Source organism: Paraglaciecola sp. 20A4 (assembly GCF_011378905.1).
Lineage (GTDB): Bacteria > Pseudomonadota > Gammaproteobacteria > Enterobacterales > Alteromonadaceae > Paraglaciecola.
Map to the genome: position 1 here is coordinate 90666 of NZ_WTPY01000010.1, position 21926 is coordinate 112591.

Sequence of the window (21926 nt, forward strand, 5' to 3'; positions counted from 1 at the left end):
ACTTTCGTGGCTGAGCCATTTAAAAACGCGTTAAATCAGCATGTTGTAGAAGATATGGCGGGATATTTCGGCCTCCATTACAAGGAGTTCGATAAGCCCGCTTTTGTAGCCGCCGCCAGTAATGGTTTGGCGTCACTTGAATTAAAGGCCCGTACTGAGCATATTACCCAGGCGATGATCCTTTATCTTCCGGCGGACTTTGCACATGCAGGCCAAATATTGCTGGCCAGCTTGCCAGCCCTGCAAGACGAGCCACCTACCTCAAGCAGCCCTGAAAACCCGGGAATATCCGGTTGGGCAGTCATGACCCTAAGCCATTACGTGGCCTTGCGGGGCCAAGAACATTTTGATTTTTCGATGATGCTGCTAAAAGAGATGACTAAACGTTTGTCGTCAGAATTTGCTATCCGCTTTTTTATTTTGCAGTCAGCGCAAAATACCTTGGCCATGTTTGCCAAGTGGGCAAGCGATCCTGACCAACATGTTCGCCGGCTTGTCTCTGAAGGCAGCAGACCCAGATTACCTTGGGCCATGCAACTTCCTATGTTTATTGCAGACCCTGCACCTGTTATCGCGCTGTTAGAACAGTTAAAAGACGATAACGAAGAATACGTTCGACGCTCAGTTGCCAATAATCTAAATGATATTGCTAAAGATCACCCAGAGTTAGTCGCCGATATCGCAGAACAATGGTTAAAAGATGCCAATAAAAACCGCCGAAGGTTAGTCCGCCATGCTTGTCGTACTTTGATTAAAAATGGTCATAAAAGAACCTTAGCAGCACTGGGCTTTGCACCGCCAGTAATAGTGTCGGCAAAGGTTAGCGTGTTAACTACGCAAGTGATATTCGGTGAGGCACTCCAGTTTAGTTTAGCGTTAACTTCAAACACGGATGCGCCCCAAGCGCTGATGATTGATTACGTCGTGCATCACCAAAAAGCTAACGGCAAAACCACCGGCAAGGTGTTTAAATGGCGTAACAGCAACTTAATGCCCCGGGAAATCCTGAGCATTGAGAAAAAACATGCCATTAAAGCCATTACCACTCGGGTTTATTATGCCGGTGCACATAGCGTTGAAGTAATAGTGAATGGGTTCTCTGTGGGTCGCGCTGACTTTGAATTAATCATGCCTTAAAGATACAAAGCACAGCGCTATTTTTAGCTAAAATGGTGTTTTTTATGGTAATGCGTTCGGTGGCGATATAGCCCTAAATAAATAGGTTGTCGTGTTATCACGCCAAGTAGTCTAGCCTTTTAATTATCAAAATATTATTTGGTTAATTAAATGAAACTCCCTCGATTGGTTTGCTTGGCAGCCGTCATACTTCTCAGCGCATGTTCACTTAATAAATCGGAAAACGAGTCTGAACCAGCTCCCGTTGTTGAAATCACCCTAAATACAACGCCCACCTTTGACGCGCCCAAAGGCTGGTCTGTGTCAAACAAAAATGAAACGGTTATATACACCGCACCTGAAGGCGATACCACACTCACTCTCGTACCGATCGCAAATGCGCTAGATGCCCAGCACGCAGCAAAAATGGCTTGGAAAACGATAGATGCCAATTTCGCACGTAAGGTAAAGCTAAGTACGCAAGAGTCGCCTGCCCGCGGATGGGATGCAATCTGGGAGATTGAATACCAAACCTCTCCTTCCGAAGAGCGGCTGGTCTCCGCCTATCCCCATCATTACGCAGGGAAGTGGACGGTCTTATTAATTGACGGTCATCTAGGCACCATGAGCAAACGAAGTGCAGCGGCACGCACCCTGTATCGAAGTATAACCCGCGCGGGATACCAAACCGAGGATCTATCAGGGCGCACAGCCAATACCTTAACGCCTGAAATCTTACACGAGCTCTTAGCATTTGTAGAAAGCGCGGCAGAAAACCTCGACATACCCGGTGCTGGTATTGGAATAATGCAAAACGGTACGCTTATATATACTGGCGGTGTCGGCGTAAAAGACATAGAAACGGGTGAGTCTATTGACGGGAATACCCGTTTTATTATCGCCTCTAATACAAAAGGTATGACAACCTTACTACTTGCTAAACTTGTAGAAATGGGACGTATCAGGTGGGACGATCCGGTGATTAATCATTATCCAAACTTTCGCTTGGGTGACGATAAAACCACACAAAGTTTATTGATTCGCCATTTAGTGTGTGCCTGCACGGGTTTACCTCGTAAAGATTTTGAATGGGTATTTAATAACACTGCAAGCACACCTGCTATAGCTGTCTTCGATGAATTGGCCGGAACTCAGCCTACTAGTAGCTTTGGTGAGATCTATCAATATAATAATCAGATGGCGGCAGCGGCAGGTTATGTGGCCGCTCATTTGCTTTATCCCAATATGGAAATCGGCGCAGCTTATGACCGCGCTATGCAAGAGTATATTTTTGCGCCCCTGAGTATGAGCAATACCACCTTCGACTTCAAAGCAGCATTAAATGGCAATATTGCTAAGCCCTATACGGTAAATTTTGATGGCGTAATTGAAGATATCAAACAGACAGCAAGTGATGGCTTTAATCATACCATGACCGCCTACCGTCCCGCAGGAGGTGCTTGGTCTACGCCAACAGATATGCTCAAATATATTCAAAATGAACTCACGGCGGGTATCAGCCCTAACGGCACGCGTTTATTTGCTGAGGCACCATTGTTAGAGCGCAGGACTCCATTTGTAGAAACCGGGGCGGGGTCTTCCTACGGTATGGGTTTGTCAAATAAAGACATGAATGGTATCGCTATTGTGAAACACGGTGGATCAATGGCGGGATATTTGTCTCAAATGTACATCATTCCAGAATCCAATGTTGGCGCGGTAATTCTAACCAATTCTGATCAAGGCTGGGCACTATTCGACCCCTTCGAACGTAAATTAATAGAGCTACTTTATAACGGTGAATCAAAAGCGGCGGCTCAAGTCACTGCAACGAAGCAAAGTATTGAGCAAGCTCGCGCTAAAGAGCGTGCTTTGTTGACCATTCCCGCAGACCCTGACGTCGTCTCAGCGCTGGCTAAAACGTATCATAGCCCCAAACTTGGAACCGTTGATATTCGCGTGATGGATGACGCGATAATGCTCGACTCGGGCGCTTGGAGCAGTCCCCTAGGTTCAAAGATCAACCCGGACGGCACGGTATCCCTCGTGGCAACAGGTGATGCAACCCTTGGGCAGTTGGAACTGCTTATTGGAGAGACAAACGGTAAACGCACGTTAAGTGTTATTACCCCGCAACATAAATACGTTTTGACGGAGCCTGACTCTTAAGCGATACACTTAGTATATACGGTACGTGCCTGGCGTTATTTGTAGGTTCAACACCTCACACACATTTATGTTCCCAACACCTTATAACTTGATCTAAGCAAGCTGAGTACTCACGTATGGCCATTTGCCAATGGTGCGAATCTTATCAGGTGCTTATAACCGCTTCTTATCGGAGCGAGTCGTTGCTCTTAGCTAAACACACCATTGACGGGGAAAGTTAATGACCATAGTCGTGTTGCATTGATTGGGTGTAGCCATTATTCTTTGCTGTACGTGTTATTTTACTAAATGCATGGGCATTAAAATAAAATAGGTAAGGCGAGATGGTTATCTATTTAATTAATTAAATTAGATAATTAGCTAACATCAACAAACATTAAGTCGTATGGAATATAGCATCTAATTAGGCTTTTAGTGTGCGTAAAACCCCGTTAGCCTGCTCGCTTTTTTTAAGGAATAAGTCCGCAATTACTATGCAAAATTCATTCATATCAGGCATTTTTTTTCTTATCTTATCGTCATTTTTTATTGGCGATTTCGCCGTTGCGCAAGAAATCCCTAGCAACGATGAAGCACAATTAATAAAGCAGATTACATTAATCGACAATAAAGACACCGAGTCGCCTCTTGAAATACTTAAACAACTTACTCCTATTATTGCTAGCTGTAAGAAAAATAACTGGCAACAGGCTTGCCTTTACGCGTCTACACTAAGAGTAGAATCGCTTCTTTCAACGACTGATCTTAACGAAGCAGAAAAATTACTTAATCCATTAATGGCGTTAGCAAATAAACTCAATAAGCCGATAATGTTAATACGCTTAGAATTAGTTGATTTAAATATTAAAGATTCTAAAGGTATGTTTGAAGGCATTCTCGAACAACAATCCCGTTTGCTTGAAAAGGCCAGTACCGTCGCATCACCTCAATTAGCAGGGGAAATTTATCATGACGTTGGCGACAGCTTGTATCAAGCTTTAGATTATACCGGAGCCCTGTTATCTCTTAATAAAGCCTATGAATCGTACCAATTAGCCAACGATTTATCCGCCGTTGGTAGAGTGCTAAACACCTTAGCGAATATAAATAGTTCACTAGGAAATAATGATATTGCGCTTGAATATTTTCAAAAGTCCCTCGCTATATCCTATGAGTTAAACAATAAATTTGGCACCTCAATTGTGCTTTTTAATATGAGCCATTCATATTTAACTAGCGATAATATCAAGGAGGCTAGGAACCATATGCAGCAAGCAATGCAATTGAGCATTGAATTAAATGATGACATTGGCGTAGCGTGGGCGAAAAAAGAATTGGCTAGCTACGATATACAGCAAGAAAACTGGCAAAACGCCATTGCGTTATACACCGAAATCGAACCTATATTTATACAAAGTGGCTCTGCGCTACCTCTGTTTGAAACACTTAAAGGGCAAGCGCTAGCGTATTTGGCGCTAAACAAATTGGACCTTGCTGCACAAAAAGCCGATCAATGCCGTCCTATTTTGAAAAACCTTAAAGATCCTGTTTATCAAATAGCGCTACATAAAGTTGATGCTGATATTGCATACGCAAAAAAGGATTTTCAACAAGCATTCGATATCTTGGCTGAGAATTATACTCTGGCAAATAATGTGCGTTCAGAAGAAAAGCAAAAAGAGATTGAAAAACAGCTTATTCGATTTAATAGCAAATTAAAAGAAAGGGAAAACCAAGCGCTATTGGTTGAAAATAAACTTAAAAATTTGCAGATAAGTCAGCATGCAGCTCAGCAGAAGTTATGGTGGTTAATAGCCGGAATTAGCAGCTTGTTATTTCTAGCAGTAGGTTTGATGCTATTTATTCAAACCAAAAACCGAAACCACTTTAAATCAATGGCATTAAATGACCATCTGACCAACTCGCCAAATCGACGGGCTATATTAGAGTACGCTGAATTACGTTTTCAAGAATCTATTCGCACCCAACAAACGTTGACGGTAGGCATAGCTGATATCGACAACTTTAAGAAGCTTAACGATAAATATGGCCATAAAGTGGGCGACGAGGTGCTAGTGGCATTTGCCACAGCATGCAAAAACACGCTCAGACAATATGATATGTTCGGTCGATATGGCGGTGAAGAATGGTTATTTGTTTTCGCTAATACTACCCCACAGGATATCTCGGCTATTTTTGTTCGAATACGCGATGAATTTAATAACTTAATACTGCAAAAACATCCTGATTTTAACAAGGTCACCTTCTCGATGGGCGTAGCAACATATAACAAGGAAGTAGATAATACACCGCAAAACTTAATTAACCGTGCCGATCAAAAAATGTATGAAGCCAAAGACTTAGGTAAAGACCAATTGGTCCTTTAGTTTATTTTATATCGCTGTTATGAAGAAAGTCATATGAAACCCGTAATAAAAATAGTGTGTGGTCAGTGCACAGACAGGGAATGAAAAGCTCTATACTTTGAGGTACGTCGTTATCTTGCTTTTATTAGTCAACATATCACTATCAAAAGGTGAAGCAGAGGCACGAGCTACTGACTTAGTAGATCAACAAACATTTTCGCTACTTTATTTCTGTCAACTTCAAATACCACATTGACAAGTTGCTCTCCTAACGCTGGGTTACGACCCTCTGGCCAAGTGATGATGGTGCCGTAGTTTGGGCCTTGATTGATATCGATGCTGATGTACATCGTTTGCGTCAAGGAAATAATATCTGGTTGTAGAAAAATAGCAGATTCGACTTCATCCCATAACTGAAAACCCGATTGCGCAAAGCGGCACCCATAAACATAAAAGCACATACCATCGAAAAGTTATTAGGGATAAATATGCTTCGCAATTTAATAGACGACCACAGCGACCCTATATATAAGACTCAGCTTTATTTATTCTCGAAAAAATGATTAAAATTCTGTTGTAGCATCTCGAAATACTGAGCCACATGTAAACCATCTACAATTGCATGATGTACTTCTACCGATACAGGCATTGCCATTTCATTGTGATTCTTCTTATATTTACCCATCACAATTTTTGGTATGGAGTCATGTTCACTTTGTTTTTGAGCATGAGAAAAGCTGGTAAAGTGTAGCCACGGTAAAACCGAGCAAAATACTTTATTCTTTTTATTGTTTGGTGACGTTAAATTTTTAAAGTCGTTTTTTATATCAGTCAGTCGTTGCTCAGCTTGTTGATAAAATACATCAAAGTCATTACAGCATCCAAATTCACAAAAGCTAAAACTTTCATCCTTGTTTAATACAGTACAACTTATGTCAACATCATCATGTACATCGACGTCATTACCATTTATGCGATACCTAAATGGTGCTATTTGATTAGCACTGTATCCGAGAATAAATAAAGAACAAATGAAAAAAGATAGCTGATTTTCATTACAGTACTTGAGTGTTTTAGCCACATCAACAGTCGCACATACATTGAAGAAGGGGTGTTTGAACGTCTTATAAAATTCAAAATGTTCTCTTCTATACCAAGTACTTAAATCTATTTTTTCAATGCTGCTCAAAAGTGATTCACTTTTATAAAGGTTATCGAATAATAATCACACAATTTCGTAGATCAAGCCACGTCGATATAAAAGCTTCAGCAAAATTGTGAGTCAGCGCTCAGGAGCCATTATTTTAATTATTCCGTTATTATTGCTTCGAGAACACATCCTATTTTGCAACTAGAGACCCAAAATAAAGGGCATTAACATAGTATAAGCATCCGCTCGCATTATTTCAGAGAGAGTGAATAGTAGAAATTATCAGTAAAGCCATAACGGCGTCTTTCACATAAAGAACGTTATTCTACTCAACATCACTGCACCTTTGCCACGCATCTTTAATGGGTTAGATTTTGGCTAGCTAATCATTTTGCCCCATGGAGTTAATTTAGCACCCCACGTAGCATCGTAATATAACTTGAGGGCAAAGGCGTATCTTTATAGGCGTTCTTGGCTACCAGCCATTTATGCATTAAGGCCAGATTGTAAGGGGGTGCGGTGGGCAGTAAATGATGTTCAATGTGGTAATTAACGTATACAGGACAGACCAATAATCGTTCCCACCAGCTTGATAGCGTGGTGCGGGTATTTTCAAACATATTAGGACTATTCGAGTTCGGTACGCCAGCGTGCTCGCCCACGTGACGAATGCGTAAAAATAGAAAGTATGTTGTACTATAGGCGACCAACCAAAGTAGATATATCCATGCTACGTTAAGCGCATAACAGCATAAGAACAACGCGAAATTAACCGCTATCCCTCTGAATAAAGCACGATTGGTCACCGTACTATTTTGCGACGAACTGCGAGTTTTCAATATATAAAACCAATACTTTAAGGCCGTTCTGCCCATAAGATCACGCAGCACTTTACGTCGCAATGATGCCTTACTAATAGGGTAAGCGGCATAGTTGGCTAGATCAGGATCATTAGTGCTGCCAACGTCTTTATGGTGAAGAGTGTGCTGACGTGAGTAGGTTTTCATATCAGTGAATACGGGAGCAGATACCAGCCAAGTACCAACAAGCTGGTTGAGCACAGTTGAATTGAAAAGACTGTTGTGACCGCAATCATGCATTAGAATAGCGAAGCTCAATTGCCGACCACCAATAATAAGTAACGCAATAACTACCGTGACAACGTTTGGCCATATAGCCACAAGCGTCATAGCAGCTATAACCCATGCCCAACAACTAACGACTAATAGCGTAGCTCGCAAGTCACTTTTAGTCATCAATTGGACCAATTCAGCTCTGGTAAATATGTCATGTGCTTTCATCAGATTATCCTTGTTCTACTAAACGTTGATCACGGTCGACTCACCCATAAATTGAGCCCAAATTTTCTGCCCACAAGCATCGTAGTCACACATGGCATGGCGCAACTGTTCACGCTTGGGGGTACAAAACATTTCATCCGGTAGCAAGGGATCTTTAACCAATAAGCTTATCGTCTCGCCCCCTAGCATAAAACTCTCTCGCAGGGCTTCTTTCACCTTTAAGTTATCAAGGCGGGCTCTGCTTTTATTCAGTTTACTTAGCTGTTGTTCGTACATGGATTGCAGTTCTTGGGTATTCCATAAAGTACTTTCCCATATGAATTGTTCGGGATTTGGAATATCCGCAGCCTTAAAGACTAACGCTTCTGACTCAAGGCCAACCAGCTGATACAAGGTGCGTAAGTCACTCAAATCCGGTAGTAAATTATTCGGACGTATCCATACTTTATTTTGCGCCTTGCGAAAACCGAAGAATTGCAACGTATTTTGGCTCAACGAGCGAATAGCTCGATCAGGATTACTCGACAAAAGAACCATTAACCAATCGTCTCTTTGCCATTGTTTGCGCCGTAAATCGCCTAATTTCCATTGCTCAATGTAATCATTGAGTAAATCAGTATTGCCGTTCATGCGGTATCCACTGCTACCGTCTGTTTCTATTTTACCCGCTGTCAAAAGACGCGTTAAGGCCACTCGCATAGTGCTTGCCTTAAAGTCGAATAACTCCCCTACCGCGATGAGCTTAGCCGCTTGGCAATAGCCACTACGGGTTAATCGCAGTACATCAAGGATAATGGTCTTGGGTGTTATTTGGTGTTTTTTAAGCATTGCGCTTGCTCGATTTAGTAATAATAACCACCTTATTATTACCATAAATTACATTTTATGCAAATTAACGTAACACCGATAAATACCCTAGTTCGGTAGTAAGCATCGAACGCACGGCGCAGCGTATTCGCAAATCACAGAAATGCGGGGAAATACGATTTGTCGAGTATAGCGATTGCGCCTGGGGCGCTAAGATAGTTAACAATAAAGGTGAAAAACTAGGCGAGAAAAAGTTGCGATTGTGGATTTCAACACGACATAAACGGTCTAAAGCAGGTATGAAAAACAATAACAAAAAGGCCTGTGGTACTGGGCCTGTGGTACAGCCCCTATGGCATAGCCCCTATGATAGGGATCTAGAAAACGTGGTGTAACTTGGGCCGCCTGTTAATAAGGACGTCAGTCTGAGCAATCATTTGCCAAAGCGACCTTTACACCATTTAGCCATCGCTGATGGGTGAATTAACCTATGTTAAAAGTGTTATGTAATAGTGGCTCAAAAATACTTAAGCCGCTATTAAATAAGACTCTTGTCTTATATTTTTTGCTTTGCGCTGGTAAGAACCTTTGCCTTTTTTGGCTTGCACTACCTGCATCTTATAAAGCTTTGATGTCACGACGGCGGCTAAAAAATTATCTTTAATTCTTCCTCGCCCTAAATCGGTTTCACCCACTTGGGTTTTCGCCAGTGTACTTTTCTGTTTACGCATTATTTTTCCTTTAAGGTTATATCGTTTTATTTAGTAATGCCCCTAGTTAGGGCGGTTGATTATATCACTGTATTACGCATCTATGATAACGATATTACAACCCACAGAGTTGTTTTAGGGTCGGCATAAATGCGCGATTATATTAGTCTGCTTTAAGAATATTAGTCAGGTACTTTCATTTTCATATTGCCTGCATAGGCTGTATCTGGGTCGCCTCCGTATCGATGTTCACGGTTAAGTTGATCAATTGCATTTATCTCTTTCGCACTGAGTTCAAATGTGTCTAATTCAAGATTAGCTTTAATATTTTTGTCACTTTCAGCTTTAGGGATAGCGATACGCCCTTGCTGTAAATCCCACTTTAAAATTACTTGCCCTGCACTGACCCCATGTTTTTCAGCGATTGCCAGAATCGCAGGATCCGCTATTGGTTTTTCACTGGTGGCTACCCCGCTCCACGTGCCTGAACCAAGTGGCGACCAGCACGAAACGTAAATATCATGTTTATCACATACTTCACATAACGTTTGCTGTGTTAAATACGGGTGCAGCTCCAATTGGTTGTAAACCGGTTTTACTTTGGCAAAAGACAACAATTGCTCTATGTCTGATTGTCTAAAATTAGACAAGCCTAACTGACGCACTTTACCCTGCCCATGAAGGTGTTCTAACGCCTGCCATGTAGCTTGAGTTTTAGCCGGATTAGGCCAATGAATTAAATATAAATCAATATAATCCATGTCTAAGCGTTTAAGGCTCGCATCAAAAGCTTTAAGGGTTTCGTCGTAGCCTTGCTCGGTATCCCATACTTTACTTACTACAAAGAATTCTTCTCTTGGTATACCCGATGCTTTAATGGCTTTACCCACACTACGCTCGTTACCATAGAGCGAGGCTGTATCGATATGACGGTATCCGGCTTTAATAGCTTTGAGTATGGTGTCGACGACATAGTCGTCGTCTTGTTGCCACCCACCTATAGCGCAAGTACCAAAACCCAGTGCGGGAAAGTGAGTACCGTCTTTTAATACGATTTCATGCTGCATAAATTATCCTCCTGTTATCAAACTAGATATGCGGTCGCTGCATATACATTCAAGCTATGATGGAGCACATAAACTGAGCCCGTGTTGTTATTACGGGCTGATTAATTGTTAAGAGGGTAAATAGCGTTTAGTAACCTATTGCCGCGCCTTGCGGGCGCCGAGCATCGTTAGCTCCGTAATAAAGTCCACTGCGCACCTTACCTGATACACCTGCGTCGCTGACATTAGATTTTTCTTCTTCTTGCTCCATATCTGGTAGCCCGACCATAATGGCTTCAGCGGCGCCCCATGTGCCTCTTTCTAACATTGTGTAACCCCGTGATTCGAGAATTTTCAGAGTGTCGGGAGATATTCCTCTTTTTTCATACATAACAATATCGGGTAACCATTGTTGATGAATTCGCGGGGCATTCACAGCTTCTTGTAAATTCATCCCGTAGTCGATGATATTCATAACCGTGTTGAGGGTAATGGTGATAATTAATGACCCCCCTGGTGAGCCGAGAACTAAGAAAGGTTGGTCATTTTTGGTCACTATAGTCGGTGACATAGAAGAAAGGGGACGTTTACCCGGGGCTATCGCATTATTCTTGCCTTGCACCAAGCCAAACATATTCTTACTACCAATTTTAGATGTGAAGTCATCCATTTCGTCGTTTAACCAAAATCCCGCTCCAGGGGCCATAACGCCACCACCAAAACGACCGTTAATGGTGTAAGTGGTTGAAACGGCATTACCGTTTTTATCGATAACGGAGTAATGGGTGGTTTGCGGTTTCTCGTGAGGAGAAACACCCGCCGCCAATTCACTTGATGGTGTGGCGTTAACCGGATCGATTTGCTTACGAATTTCAGCTGCGTACTCTTTACTTAGTAACTTTTCAACGGGTACCTCAACAAAGTCTGGGTCGCCTAACAAACTATTGCGATCAACAAACGCGTGGCGCATGGCTTCAACGGTGTAATGTATTGCATCAGACGAGCCATAGCCCATCGAACTCATGTCATAGCCTTCCAATATATTGAGGATTTGGCACATAGTCGTGCCACCAGAGCTTGGCGGTGGAGCAGAAATAAAGTCGTAACCCCGATAGGAACATTTTATGGGCGTACGTTCTTTCGCTGTGTAGTTTGCAAAATCCATTGCTGTTAAATAACCACCATTAGCCCGGGAGGCTTTTTCAATCGTTTTCGGTAAATCGCCCTTATAAAAAGCATCAGGTCCATTTTTAGCGATCGATTGTAACGTGACAGCTAATGCCTTTTGAGTCAGCCTGTCACCCGGTTGCAGCGGGCTACCATCTGCGCGTAAAAAGATTTTTTTTGCTTGCTCGTCACCGCGCATTTTACCTAAACTGGTATCAATAACATCCGTATCGCCACGGGTTAATATAAACCCTTGGTCTGCAAGCTTTATTGCAGGGGCCATAATCTGTGCACGCGTTAATTTACCTGACCCAAAGCGCGTCAAGGCTAACTCCATTCCTTTCACAGTGCCGGGTACTCCGACTGCTCCCCACCCCATGGTACTGGCCTTGGGAATAAGGTTTCCATCTTGATCTTGGTACATTGTAGCACTGGCTGCGGCAGGTGCCATTTCGCGAAAATCAATGAAATGATCGTTGCCATTAGCCAAATGTAAGGTCATAAACCCTCCGCCGCCTATGTTCCCACAGCATGGATTGACAACCGCTTGTGCGTAACCTACCGCTACAGCAGCATCGATGGCGTTACCGCCCATTTTCATAATTTCTATACCGGCTTGGGATGCAAAGCGCTGTGAAGAAACCACCATGCCATTTTCCGCTTCAACGGGGGGTAAAGATGCCCCGTAGCTTTGTATCGAAAAAAGTGAGCCCACTACCGATAGGGCTAGAAGTAACCCTTTCAGGAAGTATGTTTTATTTTTCATTTAGTATTCCTATTGATGGTCAATCGCATCACATTATCAAAGTCAGGTAAAAATAAAAAAGCAAAAAGTGTAAGCCTGTCCTTCTGTAATTCTGTAATTCTGTAATTCTGTAATTCTGGCGATTTATCGCGAGCCGTATCAATGCACGACTAGGTTGAAATACTTATATGCCACATCTCGCTAAAACATAAATAGAGTGATGAGTCGAATTAGCGTAAAGAATCCGTTTTCTTTCGTGAATTGCGTATCTTGAAAACGTTGAATTAGATGGTTTCAGATGTATTAGATTACTCTTACCAATTTGACTGGCATCGAGCTGACCCACGCTTTACGTACATGAGCGTAAGGTCAATTTAATTGCATAAATAAAAAAGGAGTCACCAAAAAGCGGCAGAGGAATATTGCCTGGGGTGAGTTGGGTGACTCCTAGAAACCATTACAACATGATCAGGTGTCAATCCTGAATCCGTTATACCTTAAATTTGGGCAGCTAAATCAGCTTAGCTAAACTAACGATGCGCATAATAAGCGGCACCGTAGAAGGCTTGCTATCGCTAAGCATGCCAGTTATTCCGCCTGCGGCAAATCCTGCTGCCGGTGCCATCGGTAGTCTACATAGTTCTCGACCGGCACTGGTTATCTGTTCTTTGCGCGCTAAAATCATCTGTTGATTTTCGTACGCTTTGCGTTCAATACTTTCGACGTCTGTTAAACGTCGACCGAGCAATAATCTGCTCATCGTTATACGATTCAACACGGACACACTCCTTTCAATAAAAAAGGCTTACCTTTCGATAAAACAGGCTGAGGGCTAGCTAGCACCTGTCGCACTCGATGTTTGTCTGGGGTGTTCAGGTTTTGTAGCACTATTTACATTGCTAGATAACGTAAGTGCATCCCATGCGCGACTAAAGCTGATGTGCCTTAACAATGCACGTATGGTGGCAATTAGCCCCCACAACACCAAACTGTTGAGCAATAAAATACAGCTTCCCACCCATGCCCAGTGCAAACCTAATTGGACTAACCCTAGTGCAAGCATTGCATTAAGGGTCAACCATAAGGTTGCTCCAACGGCAGTCAACAACAGTACTCCTGTCATTACGAGCAACAGAGCGCGAGCAGACAATTTCCACTCGCGACCCATTAGTGTTTTTGCCAGCGAGAACTGGCGCTGATAACGCTTGCCTGCATCCGCTGCGGCCCCCATCATTTCCTGTATAAGATCGACCGCTTCGGCATCGCTGCTTGCATCTCTTGCCTGATCTGGGTTTGGCGTATTCACTGTATTAACGTCTACGAAGCAAAGAAGACAATAGCATGCCAGCAGTGAACGCGATTCCCACTGTCGCTACTGGATTTTCAGAAGCAAATCGACGCACTTCTGAGCCATTCCACTGCTTAACAATCTTGTCTTGAGTTTCGCCTAGTGATTCAGCCGAACGATGAGCTGTTTCACGTACCGAACGTTCTGCTTTTGAAGCTTTATCGGCTACTGCATCTACTGATTCATGCAGAGCTTCTTGAGCTCGCTTGGAAATAGGTGAATCTTGTTTCGCAGTAGTATTAGATGACGCTGTTTTTGCATTTTCCATGGTAATCCCCTTACGATATTGTGGTGATGATTATCAAATAATTGAGTCACACCTAGTTAGCTTAAAAATTTTCTAACTCAGCTAAAAACGTTATCTTGCTGGGTTGTTACCAGGATAGAAGCAATGGATGTGCCACAGTGATATTTAATCAATAATAGTATGCACAACAAGGCTTACAGGACGATTAAGTTTATAAGTGGGTAGCGCTTCGGTAAGGCATAGTGGGAATTAATTGCACTGGCTATGCAATTATTACGAACAATAAGCAATGCATTCGTTTGGGTATAAAAGCACGCCAATCTGCATGCTTTTAGAGACATTTACTCTAATCCAGTGCATTGCCCAAACTAAGGCGCCAAAATCACTTGGTTTTGCTCTTGCGCTGTTGAAATTCATTTTTAGATTGTGCGCCGCCCGTCAATGCGACACGCATGGCTGTTTCAACATCAATATCCAGCGAAGTGACTTTGCTTCGGTCGATATATAGGGTGTACCCCCCTATTTGATAACTCAGGGGAATATACACGCCAATTTTTTCAGCGTCCTTAAACAGGCTTTTGCCACCATCTTGATTGGTAACAAAACCGATAAGATGAATACTGTCGCTAATTTGAACCGACACCACACTTTGCATTTTTTGCTGCTTGCCAACGTTGATTAAATTAACCGCGTCTTGGATAGCACCATAGAATGTTTTAACCAATGGAATACGCTCGAATATAAGCTCTCCCCAGTGCAATAAAACCCTAATGACGTAGGCATTGACCAACAGTCCGGCAAAAAATAACAACACGATCCCCGTAACTAAGCCCATACCGGGGAAGTACCATTGGGCAGGTATAATAGGAGTCAACGCCATTTCAACCGTGGTAACAAGCCAGTACAGTGCGTACAGAGTCAAGGTAATAGGGATTACTGCGAGCAGTCCTTGAACCACCAGCAGCATTATTTTTTTAAGCATTAATCTATCTCAGCGGAGGTCACAGAAGCAGTCATTCAACGCAATGAATCTGCAATATTTCATTGATTTGAAGGGATTTTATCACGTTTTACAAGCAAGTTAGCAGTTCCCGCATGGCGGATTTATAATCTTTATTTAACTCGCGAATGGAGGGGCCGATGAATCCCTTTAATTACTAAACAAATTACTGAACAAATTTTTGAATAATGGTTGCCATGCGATCTTTCACATCCATTAACGTTAAATTATCTTCATCACACGACTGGGCATGTTTTCCATTTAATTTAGCTACCTGACTAAGCGCATTCAAGTGATTTAAAATCTGCTCTGTCACATCAGTTTGCTCAGAAACAGCATCTACTATTTGCTGATTCACTTGGGTAATTCCTTCTATCGCGCTGGTCACTGCTTTTAAGTTGCCATCAGCCTCTAATACCTTATCTACACTAGACTTAGTCTGTTCGTGGCCTTGGCTAATAGCGTTGACGGCATCAGCTGTGCCCTTTTGCACATTGGCGATCATTTGCTGAATTTCTTCAGTTGATTGCTGGGTCTTTGCCGCCAAGCTACGCACTTCGTCCGCAACCACCGCAAACCCTCTGCCATGCTCGCCAGCGCGCGCGGCTTCTATAGCCGCATTCAATGCCAGTAAATTAGTTTGCTGGGCAATTCCTTGAATAACATCCAATACTGAGCCAATTTTACGGGCATCTTCATTCAAATCAGCAATGACGTTAGCGGTGTCTTCTATTTGCTGAGAGGAACTTGATATGTTTTCTATGGTTTCTTGCATCACGTGAATGCTGGTGACTGCAGATTGACTGGCTTGGGCTGCAGAGTCCGTTGCATTTTGCACAAAACCAGCAATGCTTTGTGCCACTTGCGACAATTGTTGCACTGCATTTTGTACGCTTACAGTTCCATTATTTTGATCGGTTACACCTTGGCTAATGGCACCTGCACTGTCGACCAAACTTGAACAAACTCGGTTTAAATCTTGTTGGGTCGAGTCTAATCCTGAATGAATTTCGAGTAAATCGGTGCGTAAAGTCTCAATCGACTGCGCCATTTTGCCTATTTCATCTTTGCGCGCAAAAAATAAAGGGTTTTCGAGGCGTCCTAGACTCACGTAATAAATATGACGGCTAAGCTGACGCAGTGGCGTAGTGACTATGACTTTAATGGCCCAAAGTAGAATCCCAGCGCCTATTAACAAGGTTACTAGCAAACTGACACTGCCCCACCAGAGCGAACGAGTCACTTGTGCGTTTTGGTACTTATTCTGGGCGACAACATGTTTGTTAATTTGTGCACTGAGCGTTTCAAGTAATTTGGTGGGAGCGCGGTCAATCCCCGCTACGGCGTTATCGCCAGCGTAAGGGTCAAAACCTGATTGAATAAAGCTCTGGTAGCCTTTTTTATATTGCTGGAGTAAGGCGCTATGCTGAGCAGAGAAAAGCGCGAGCTGCTGACTGACATCATCGCTCACCTCGATGCTTTTAAACTGCTGAAGATAATCCTCAATATCCTGGTGACGAGCTAAGAAACTGTTCCAATACTTTTCTCGCTTAGCGCTGTCTTTGCCTCGCAGCAAAACGTTTTTCCATTCTTGAACTTGGCGTTTGAAATTTAAGTTCACGGTGTCGATAAGCAATGTTGCTTTGACGTCCCGCTCTAACAATTCACTATATTGCGTCATATGAGAACTGAGATTATTGATTGTTAATGCTGCAATCAAACCAAGGACGACGACAAACACCATCAGTACACTGAATATTTTTGAACTTAGTTTTCTCATAGTAAACAGCATCTTATCCTATTGAATTAACAGAAAGTTATTCCGATTTATCGGTAGAAAGGGTTAACTCGTTTCTGATACCCAGTATTGTTAACACAATCCACACACTTGATAATTATATATCGCCCCAATTTAATATTTTATGAATAAAGTTGTTTAAGCCAAATATAATGTCCCTTTACTTAGGCATTGGGCATTGGGCATTGGGCAGTAGCCTGTCACGAGCACACGAGCGGTAAATACAATTTTGATTCTTGGTTTAACCCTATTTTATAATGATAGTAGTTCGTTAATCGTGATTTGTGTCGTCAATCCACTTAAAGTGGGCCAAAGGGTAGCCTAAAAACCATTTTGCTCTATCTAGCACTATGCGTGTTTTAATAAATTAAAAGATAAATTGGGATTGTCGCTTAACGCCGTACATGCCTCGTTCAAGGCTTTGATATCGGGAAAACAACTAAACGATATATAATCCACATCCCCGCTGAGCTGCATGCAATCCATGATATGCGGCATATCTTTAATAACGTCAGCAAATTTGCGCCGCATTGCTGCGCTATTGTTATCAGAGGTAAATTCTATATAGGCAAATACATATTCACACAGCTGCTCTAAATCAACGTCAGCATGGGACGCTCTAAAATAGCTTGCTTCCTTTAACGCTTTAACCCGTCGAAAACACGCACTCGTGGATAGACTCACTTTTTCCGCTAATTCAATATTGGTTAAATCGGCTTGTAAATACAAAGAACAGATTAAGTAAACCTTAATAATCGACGCGCATTATGGTGTTAACAAAGTGTGCTCCGCAATATGACAACAGGATATTGCGCCACCATGGCTGCTGTTATTAGGTGTACCAAATCGTAAATGAAAAATGCTTATCTACCACTCGCTGGCTTTATTGCTCTTTCCCCTTGGAGCACATCACATGCCGCTACATTGACACAAGCCGGGTGCATTGCACTTTTCGCAACAGACAGCGAGTCATATGTACAAAAATCACAGATTGAGCCCCAACTCATTGCACGAACCATCAACATTGATACGCAGCCAATCTTTGACGAAAGCGCAGATGACACGGTGGCAATACACAGGTTTGCCAACTGGATGCACTATGACACCCAAGTAAGTGTGGTAAAACGCCTATTACCTTTTAAATCAGGGGAAGAGATCACTGCATACGAACTCGCCGAAGCAGAACGTATATTGCGCAGTGAAAGCTACCTCAGAGATGCGAGTGTAACCGCTGAGCGGGATTGCGATGGCAATACTCAGGTCGATGTGACCACCTGGGATAACTGGTCTTTGCTACCGACCTTTAGTTTTGGCCGCAAGGGGGGAGAAAACAAATTAGCCCTAGGCTTTGAGGAAGACAACGTTTTAGGCACAGGAATACGCACCACAGTGCGCTACAAAAAAGATGATCAGCGCTCAGGCTATCAAGTTGATTTTAGATCCCCCGTTCCTTATCTGTCTCACGCGACTATCTCTACCCGTTTTATGGACAATGACGATGGTCAGATGGTGCAGTTAATTCTCGATGATCCGTTTTATCAAAGCTCAACCCAGAATATGTTCAATATACATTATGAAACGGATCAACGAACCGAGCGTCTGTACCAAAATGGTGAAACCCGCAACCGGTTTGCGCTGGATCACGATTTCCAACAATTTACTTACGGTTGGCTACTTGATAACAACCTAAAGGCTGATAAATACGGAAACGTGCTGCGCTTAACGGCTGGTATCACCAAGGATCGTACGCGTTTTACCTTACCTGAGTTTGAACAAACTGCACAGGACTCACTCTTTTTACCGGTCGACCGAGACTATATTTACCCTTGGCTGGGGCTCGAGTACCGCCAAGCCGAATTCAAAGTGATGTCGAATGTTTATCTCATTGGGCAAAACGAGGATGTGAACTTAGGTTGGCATCATAGTGTGCGTTTTGGGATCGATATGAACACTCAACAAACGGATTCTCGCTTGTTTCATTTGGACTTTAGCAGTGATAAAGGGTATCAGTGGCAAGATTATTTGCTGTTGTTATCCGCCCAAGGACAGAGTGTATTTGATGGCAATGATCAGAATCAATTGAAGATCGCCGTTAGCGCCGAGCATTTCTACCGACTCGACGACACGTGGTCACTGTATAGCAAGCAAAGTCTGGTGACATCTGCTCAGCAATTTCTCGATCAACCTGTGGTAATAGGTGGCGACACGGGAGCACGTGGTTACCCGTTGCAATATCAACACGGTGAACATAGTGCCTTACTCAATGCAGAAGTACGCGTCTATCCAAAATACAATATCTATAAATTATTCGATGTGGGCATGGTCGCCTTTGCCGATGTAGGCCGCGCTTGGGGCGGGGACGAAGCGAGGCTGAATGACTCCGACTCGATACTATCGAGTGTCGGTATCGGCGCGCGTATCTACGCCAGTCGCTCAAGCCATCGCAATGTCATTCACATCGATATCGCGAAGCCTTTAGTTAACTCTGAATTCGTCGATAGTTGGGAATGGCGCCTACAGGTTAAAAATAGCTTTTAACGTTCATCACGTCGCGCTATTTATCTTCATCAAGTTTGGCTAACATTCCCATAAGTAAAGCGCGTATTTAGCTTAAAGCGTTAACGCCCGCCATTCGCCTTCAGCTAAATCACCTAAACTGTATTCGCCAAACTGCGCTCGGTGTAGCGCATCAACGTGATAACCACAGGCTGCGAACATTCTTCTAACTTGATGGTATTTACCTTCATTTAGCGTCACATTAGCCACATTTTCTTCGACTATTTCGATTTTAGCGGGTAAACATTGCTCCTCACCATCCCCTAAAATTACGCCTTTGGCAAACTCATCAACAATACTTTGCTGCAATGGTCTATCCACGTGGACGACGTAAAGTTTATTAACGTGATGTTTAGGTGACGTAAGCTTATGTACTAATTTGGTATCGTCTGTGATTAATATCAGCCCTGTGGTGTCTTTGTCTAAACGCCCAACACTGACGATTTTAGGGTTGCGAGACTCCCAGCGAGGTGGCAATAAGTCATAAATACGCATACCTTCGTTGTTATCGTGACTGCACACATACCCTAAAGGTTTGTTGAGCATAACCAAAATACCTTCAGGCATGTCCAATGGCTCTGCGTCCACCAGCACGTTTGCAGGGTCTACTTTTTGCGATGGGCTCTTGGCAATTTCCCCTGCCACACGAACGCGTTTGTCTTTGAGCAAATAACGCGCTTCTCTGCGACTGCAATAACCTAAATTACTCAGTAGTTGGTCGAGACGTTTAACAGCAGGCATATATATTCCAATGGTTGAGGGGATAGGGTAAATAACGCTGACAATATTATCAAAAGTGAGGACTATTTTTGCGGCGCTGATTATGCCACACAGATAGGCAATACCAAACCACAGTCAACGAATGCAAATTAATTAGGTATGATCAATGTTTAGCTGAACAGCCAAGTAGAAGGTCTGAGCGTAGGACACCTTGTTACTTTAGGTCTCAATATTTATCTGCTCACGTTTAAACAAAGCCTGTAAGACCTCTGTATAGGGCTGATATTTACGCCAATTACCAATAGACTTCTGGTTTATGGGTTCCCGCACTTGTACCTTGCTCGCAGTAGACACCGGCGCTTGATTCCGTTCCACATGCAAGCATTGGGGTTGCCAAGGTAAGTCACAAAAATCCAGTAAACATTCAATATTCTTTTGCGGTTCCCGTACAAGTTGCTCATAGTTGAGTAACATAAAATTAGGCGTGTTTTGGGTCTGCCATTGATGGGCTAAATGATGAAAGCGAGCGTAAAACCGTCCGATATTCTCTAAATCGTAGGCATAAGCATAATATGGACTGTTAAGTGAAAAAAGCTGGCGATAATTGCCTATGCAGGTATCCATAGGGTTACGCAACAAGCAGACGATCTTAGCATTCGGGAATGCTCTTCGTATTAAACCGATATAAAAAAAGTTAAAGGGCAATTTATCAACGAAGCGTGGTGTATTCCCTACCACGGCTAGTGTTCGCTCAAGATAACGCTCGGCTATTTGCACAGGAGGTAACAACATTGCCTTTTGCAACGTTGCAACGTCTAGCACGTGAGGAGACGACGTCCCTGATAGCTCTTTCACTGCAACACCAAAATCCTGCAATTCACCTGCAGATAATACGTCACTGTGATTGCTCAGAATTCGCTCGACGAGGGTCGTCCCTGAACGTGGCATACCCAACACAAATATAGGCTGGTTGCTAGCATGCCCTGCTGCCATTTCTTTGTTGGTCGGCGCGCTTAACTGGGTTTGTTGCACACTGTCGAAAAGCATTTCGTCGTCATGAAAGGTGTATGTCAAACTGTTGAGCTTGTCGCGTTTTGCCGCATCTAAGCTCTCAAAAGCACGAGGATATTGTCCAAGTGCCTCGTATTCTTTGGCTAGCGCATGAGCGATATGTAGGGATGCATCTACGTGCTTGGTGCGTTTAGCGGCTGTTTGTAATCGTGCGACATGGTTGTCCTGTGCTGATACACCACCGAGATCCGACAGGGCGAAATGTGCTTGATGATAATCAGGGGCTAAAGTGATTGCCCGTTCAAAATAGACCCTGGCAGTAGCAAACTGGCCAGCAAACTTACTGGAAACAGCAAAGTTATAACAAAACTGTGCATTGTCTTTGTCCACAAGTAAGGCTTTACCGAAATACTGCAATGCTTTTTCATGCAGCCCCACGCGACTTAGGGCAACACCAAGGGTATCGAGTGCTAATGGACTATTCACTTGCAACAGAGGGGCCTGTTCTGCGGCATGGATCACAGACTGTGCTTCCCCCCTCAGGGAGTAGCATTTCGCAAGATAAACCCAGTACTCTACATGAGTAGAAAGAGATAACGCTTTTTCTAGCAACTTTATCGCTTTTGCAATTTGTCCCACTTCGATATTAACCATAGCTAACAAAAAGTAGGCGTCGCTGTGCGATGGATC

The 21926-nt window shown here is 43.1% G+C and carries 19 protein-coding genes; 4 read left to right on the forward strand and 15 right to left on the reverse strand.

What is annotated here, in order from left to right; all coding sequences use genetic code 11:
- The first annotated feature begins 6 nt into the window (after window positions 1-6).
- From GQS54_RS11890 to GQS54_RS11900, 3 genes are all read left to right on the forward strand, one after another.
- The gene (locus GQS54_RS11890; protein WP_166424204.1) at window positions 7-1137 is read left to right on the forward strand and encodes a DNA alkylation repair protein; all 1131 of its coding nucleotides are present in this window, start codon (window positions 7-9) and stop codon (window positions 1135-1137) included.
- Window positions 1138-1287: 150 nt separating this feature from the next.
- Window positions 1288-3285, forward strand: coding sequence for a serine hydrolase domain-containing protein (locus GQS54_RS11895; RefSeq protein ID WP_166424205.1), 1998 nt, complete (start codon window positions 1288-1290; stop codon window positions 3283-3285).
- Window positions 3286-3758: 473 nt separating this feature from the next.
- Window positions 3759-5651: a diguanylate cyclase gene (locus tag GQS54_RS11900; protein ID WP_166424206.1), complete on the forward strand. Its 1893-nt coding sequence runs from the start codon at window positions 3759-3761 to the stop codon at window positions 5649-5651.
- Window positions 5652-5818: 167 nt separating this feature from the next.
- Here GQS54_RS11900 and GQS54_RS11905 read toward each other — a convergent pair whose 3' ends face one another.
- From GQS54_RS11905 to GQS54_RS23525, 13 genes are all read right to left on the reverse strand, one after another.
- Window positions 5819-6091, reverse strand: coding sequence for a hypothetical protein (locus tag GQS54_RS11905; protein ID WP_205967733.1), 273 nt, complete (start codon window positions 6089-6091; stop codon window positions 5819-5821).
- An 80-nt stretch (window positions 6092-6171) separates the two neighbouring features.
- A complete protein-coding gene (locus tag GQS54_RS11910) occupies window positions 6172-6819 on the reverse strand; it encodes a CatA-like O-acetyltransferase (protein ID WP_166424207.1) in 648 nt (215 codons plus the stop codon).
- 365 nt (window positions 6820-7184) lie between these two features.
- On the reverse strand, window positions 7185-8081 hold the full coding sequence (locus tag GQS54_RS11915) for a fatty acid desaturase family protein (RefSeq protein WP_166424208.1): 897 nt from the start codon (window positions 8079-8081) through the stop codon (window positions 7185-7187).
- 18 nt (window positions 8082-8099) lie between these two features.
- Complete coding sequence (locus GQS54_RS11920) at window positions 8100-8909, reverse strand: PaaX family transcriptional regulator C-terminal domain-containing protein (RefSeq protein WP_166424209.1); 810 nt, start codon at window positions 8907-8909, stop codon at window positions 8100-8102.
- 506 nt (window positions 8910-9415) lie between these two features.
- Window positions 9416-9619: an alternative ribosome rescue factor ArfA gene (arfA, locus tag GQS54_RS11925; protein ID WP_166424210.1), complete on the reverse strand. Its 204-nt coding sequence runs from the start codon at window positions 9617-9619 to the stop codon at window positions 9416-9418.
- Window positions 9620-9780: 161 nt separating this feature from the next.
- Window positions 9781-10665, reverse strand: a complete 885-nt coding sequence (locus GQS54_RS11930) for an aldo/keto reductase (RefSeq protein ID WP_166424211.1) — start codon at window positions 10663-10665, stop codon at window positions 9781-9783.
- 127 nt (window positions 10666-10792) lie between these two features.
- The gene (gene ggt, locus GQS54_RS11935) at window positions 10793-12577 is read right to left on the reverse strand and encodes a gamma-glutamyltransferase (RefSeq protein ID WP_166424212.1); all 1785 of its coding nucleotides are present in this window, start codon (window positions 12575-12577) and stop codon (window positions 10793-10795) included.
- A gap of 490 nt (window positions 12578-13067) precedes the next feature.
- Window positions 13068-13334 (reverse strand): hypothetical protein, encoded by a 267-nt coding sequence (locus GQS54_RS11940; protein ID WP_166424213.1) that lies wholly within the window; start codon window positions 13332-13334, stop codon window positions 13068-13070.
- A gap of 54 nt (window positions 13335-13388) precedes the next feature.
- Window positions 13389-13862, reverse strand: a complete 474-nt coding sequence (locus tag GQS54_RS11945; protein ID WP_166424214.1) for a hypothetical protein — start codon at window positions 13860-13862, stop codon at window positions 13389-13391.
- A 4-nt stretch (window positions 13863-13866) separates the two neighbouring features.
- Complete coding sequence (locus GQS54_RS11950; RefSeq protein WP_166424215.1) at window positions 13867-14172, reverse strand: DUF883 domain-containing protein; 306 nt, start codon at window positions 14170-14172, stop codon at window positions 13867-13869.
- Between the two features lie 361 nt (window positions 14173-14533).
- Window positions 14534-15133: a DUF502 domain-containing protein gene (locus GQS54_RS11955; protein WP_166424216.1), complete on the reverse strand. Its 600-nt coding sequence runs from the start codon at window positions 15131-15133 to the stop codon at window positions 14534-14536.
- A gap of 184 nt (window positions 15134-15317) precedes the next feature.
- Entirely contained in the window at window positions 15318-16931 is a 1614-nt protein-coding gene (locus GQS54_RS11960) for a methyl-accepting chemotaxis protein (protein WP_166424217.1), read from the reverse strand.
- A gap of 366 nt (window positions 16932-17297) precedes the next feature.
- Window positions 17298-17633, reverse strand: a complete 336-nt coding sequence (locus tag GQS54_RS23525) for an Lrp/AsnC family transcriptional regulator (RefSeq protein WP_346766574.1) — start codon at window positions 17631-17633, stop codon at window positions 17298-17300.
- Window positions 17634-17801: 168 nt separating this feature from the next.
- On the opposite strand from GQS54_RS23525, the gene GQS54_RS11970 reads away from it, so the two are divergent.
- Complete coding sequence (locus tag GQS54_RS11970) at window positions 17802-19487, forward strand: outer membrane protein assembly factor (RefSeq protein WP_166424218.1); 1686 nt, start codon at window positions 17802-17804, stop codon at window positions 19485-19487.
- 72 nt (window positions 19488-19559) lie between these two features.
- On the opposite strand, the gene GQS54_RS11975 is transcribed toward GQS54_RS11970, so the two are convergent.
- Together GQS54_RS11975 and GQS54_RS11980 are read right to left on the reverse strand one after the other, a co-directional pair.
- Window positions 19560-20246: a pseudouridine synthase gene (locus tag GQS54_RS11975; RefSeq protein ID WP_166424219.1), complete on the reverse strand. Its 687-nt coding sequence runs from the start codon at window positions 20244-20246 to the stop codon at window positions 19560-19562.
- Between the two features lie 198 nt (window positions 20247-20444).
- On the reverse strand, window positions 20445-21926 hold a 1482-nt coding region (locus GQS54_RS11980), incomplete at its 5' end, for a tetratricopeptide repeat-containing sulfotransferase family protein (protein ID WP_240919919.1).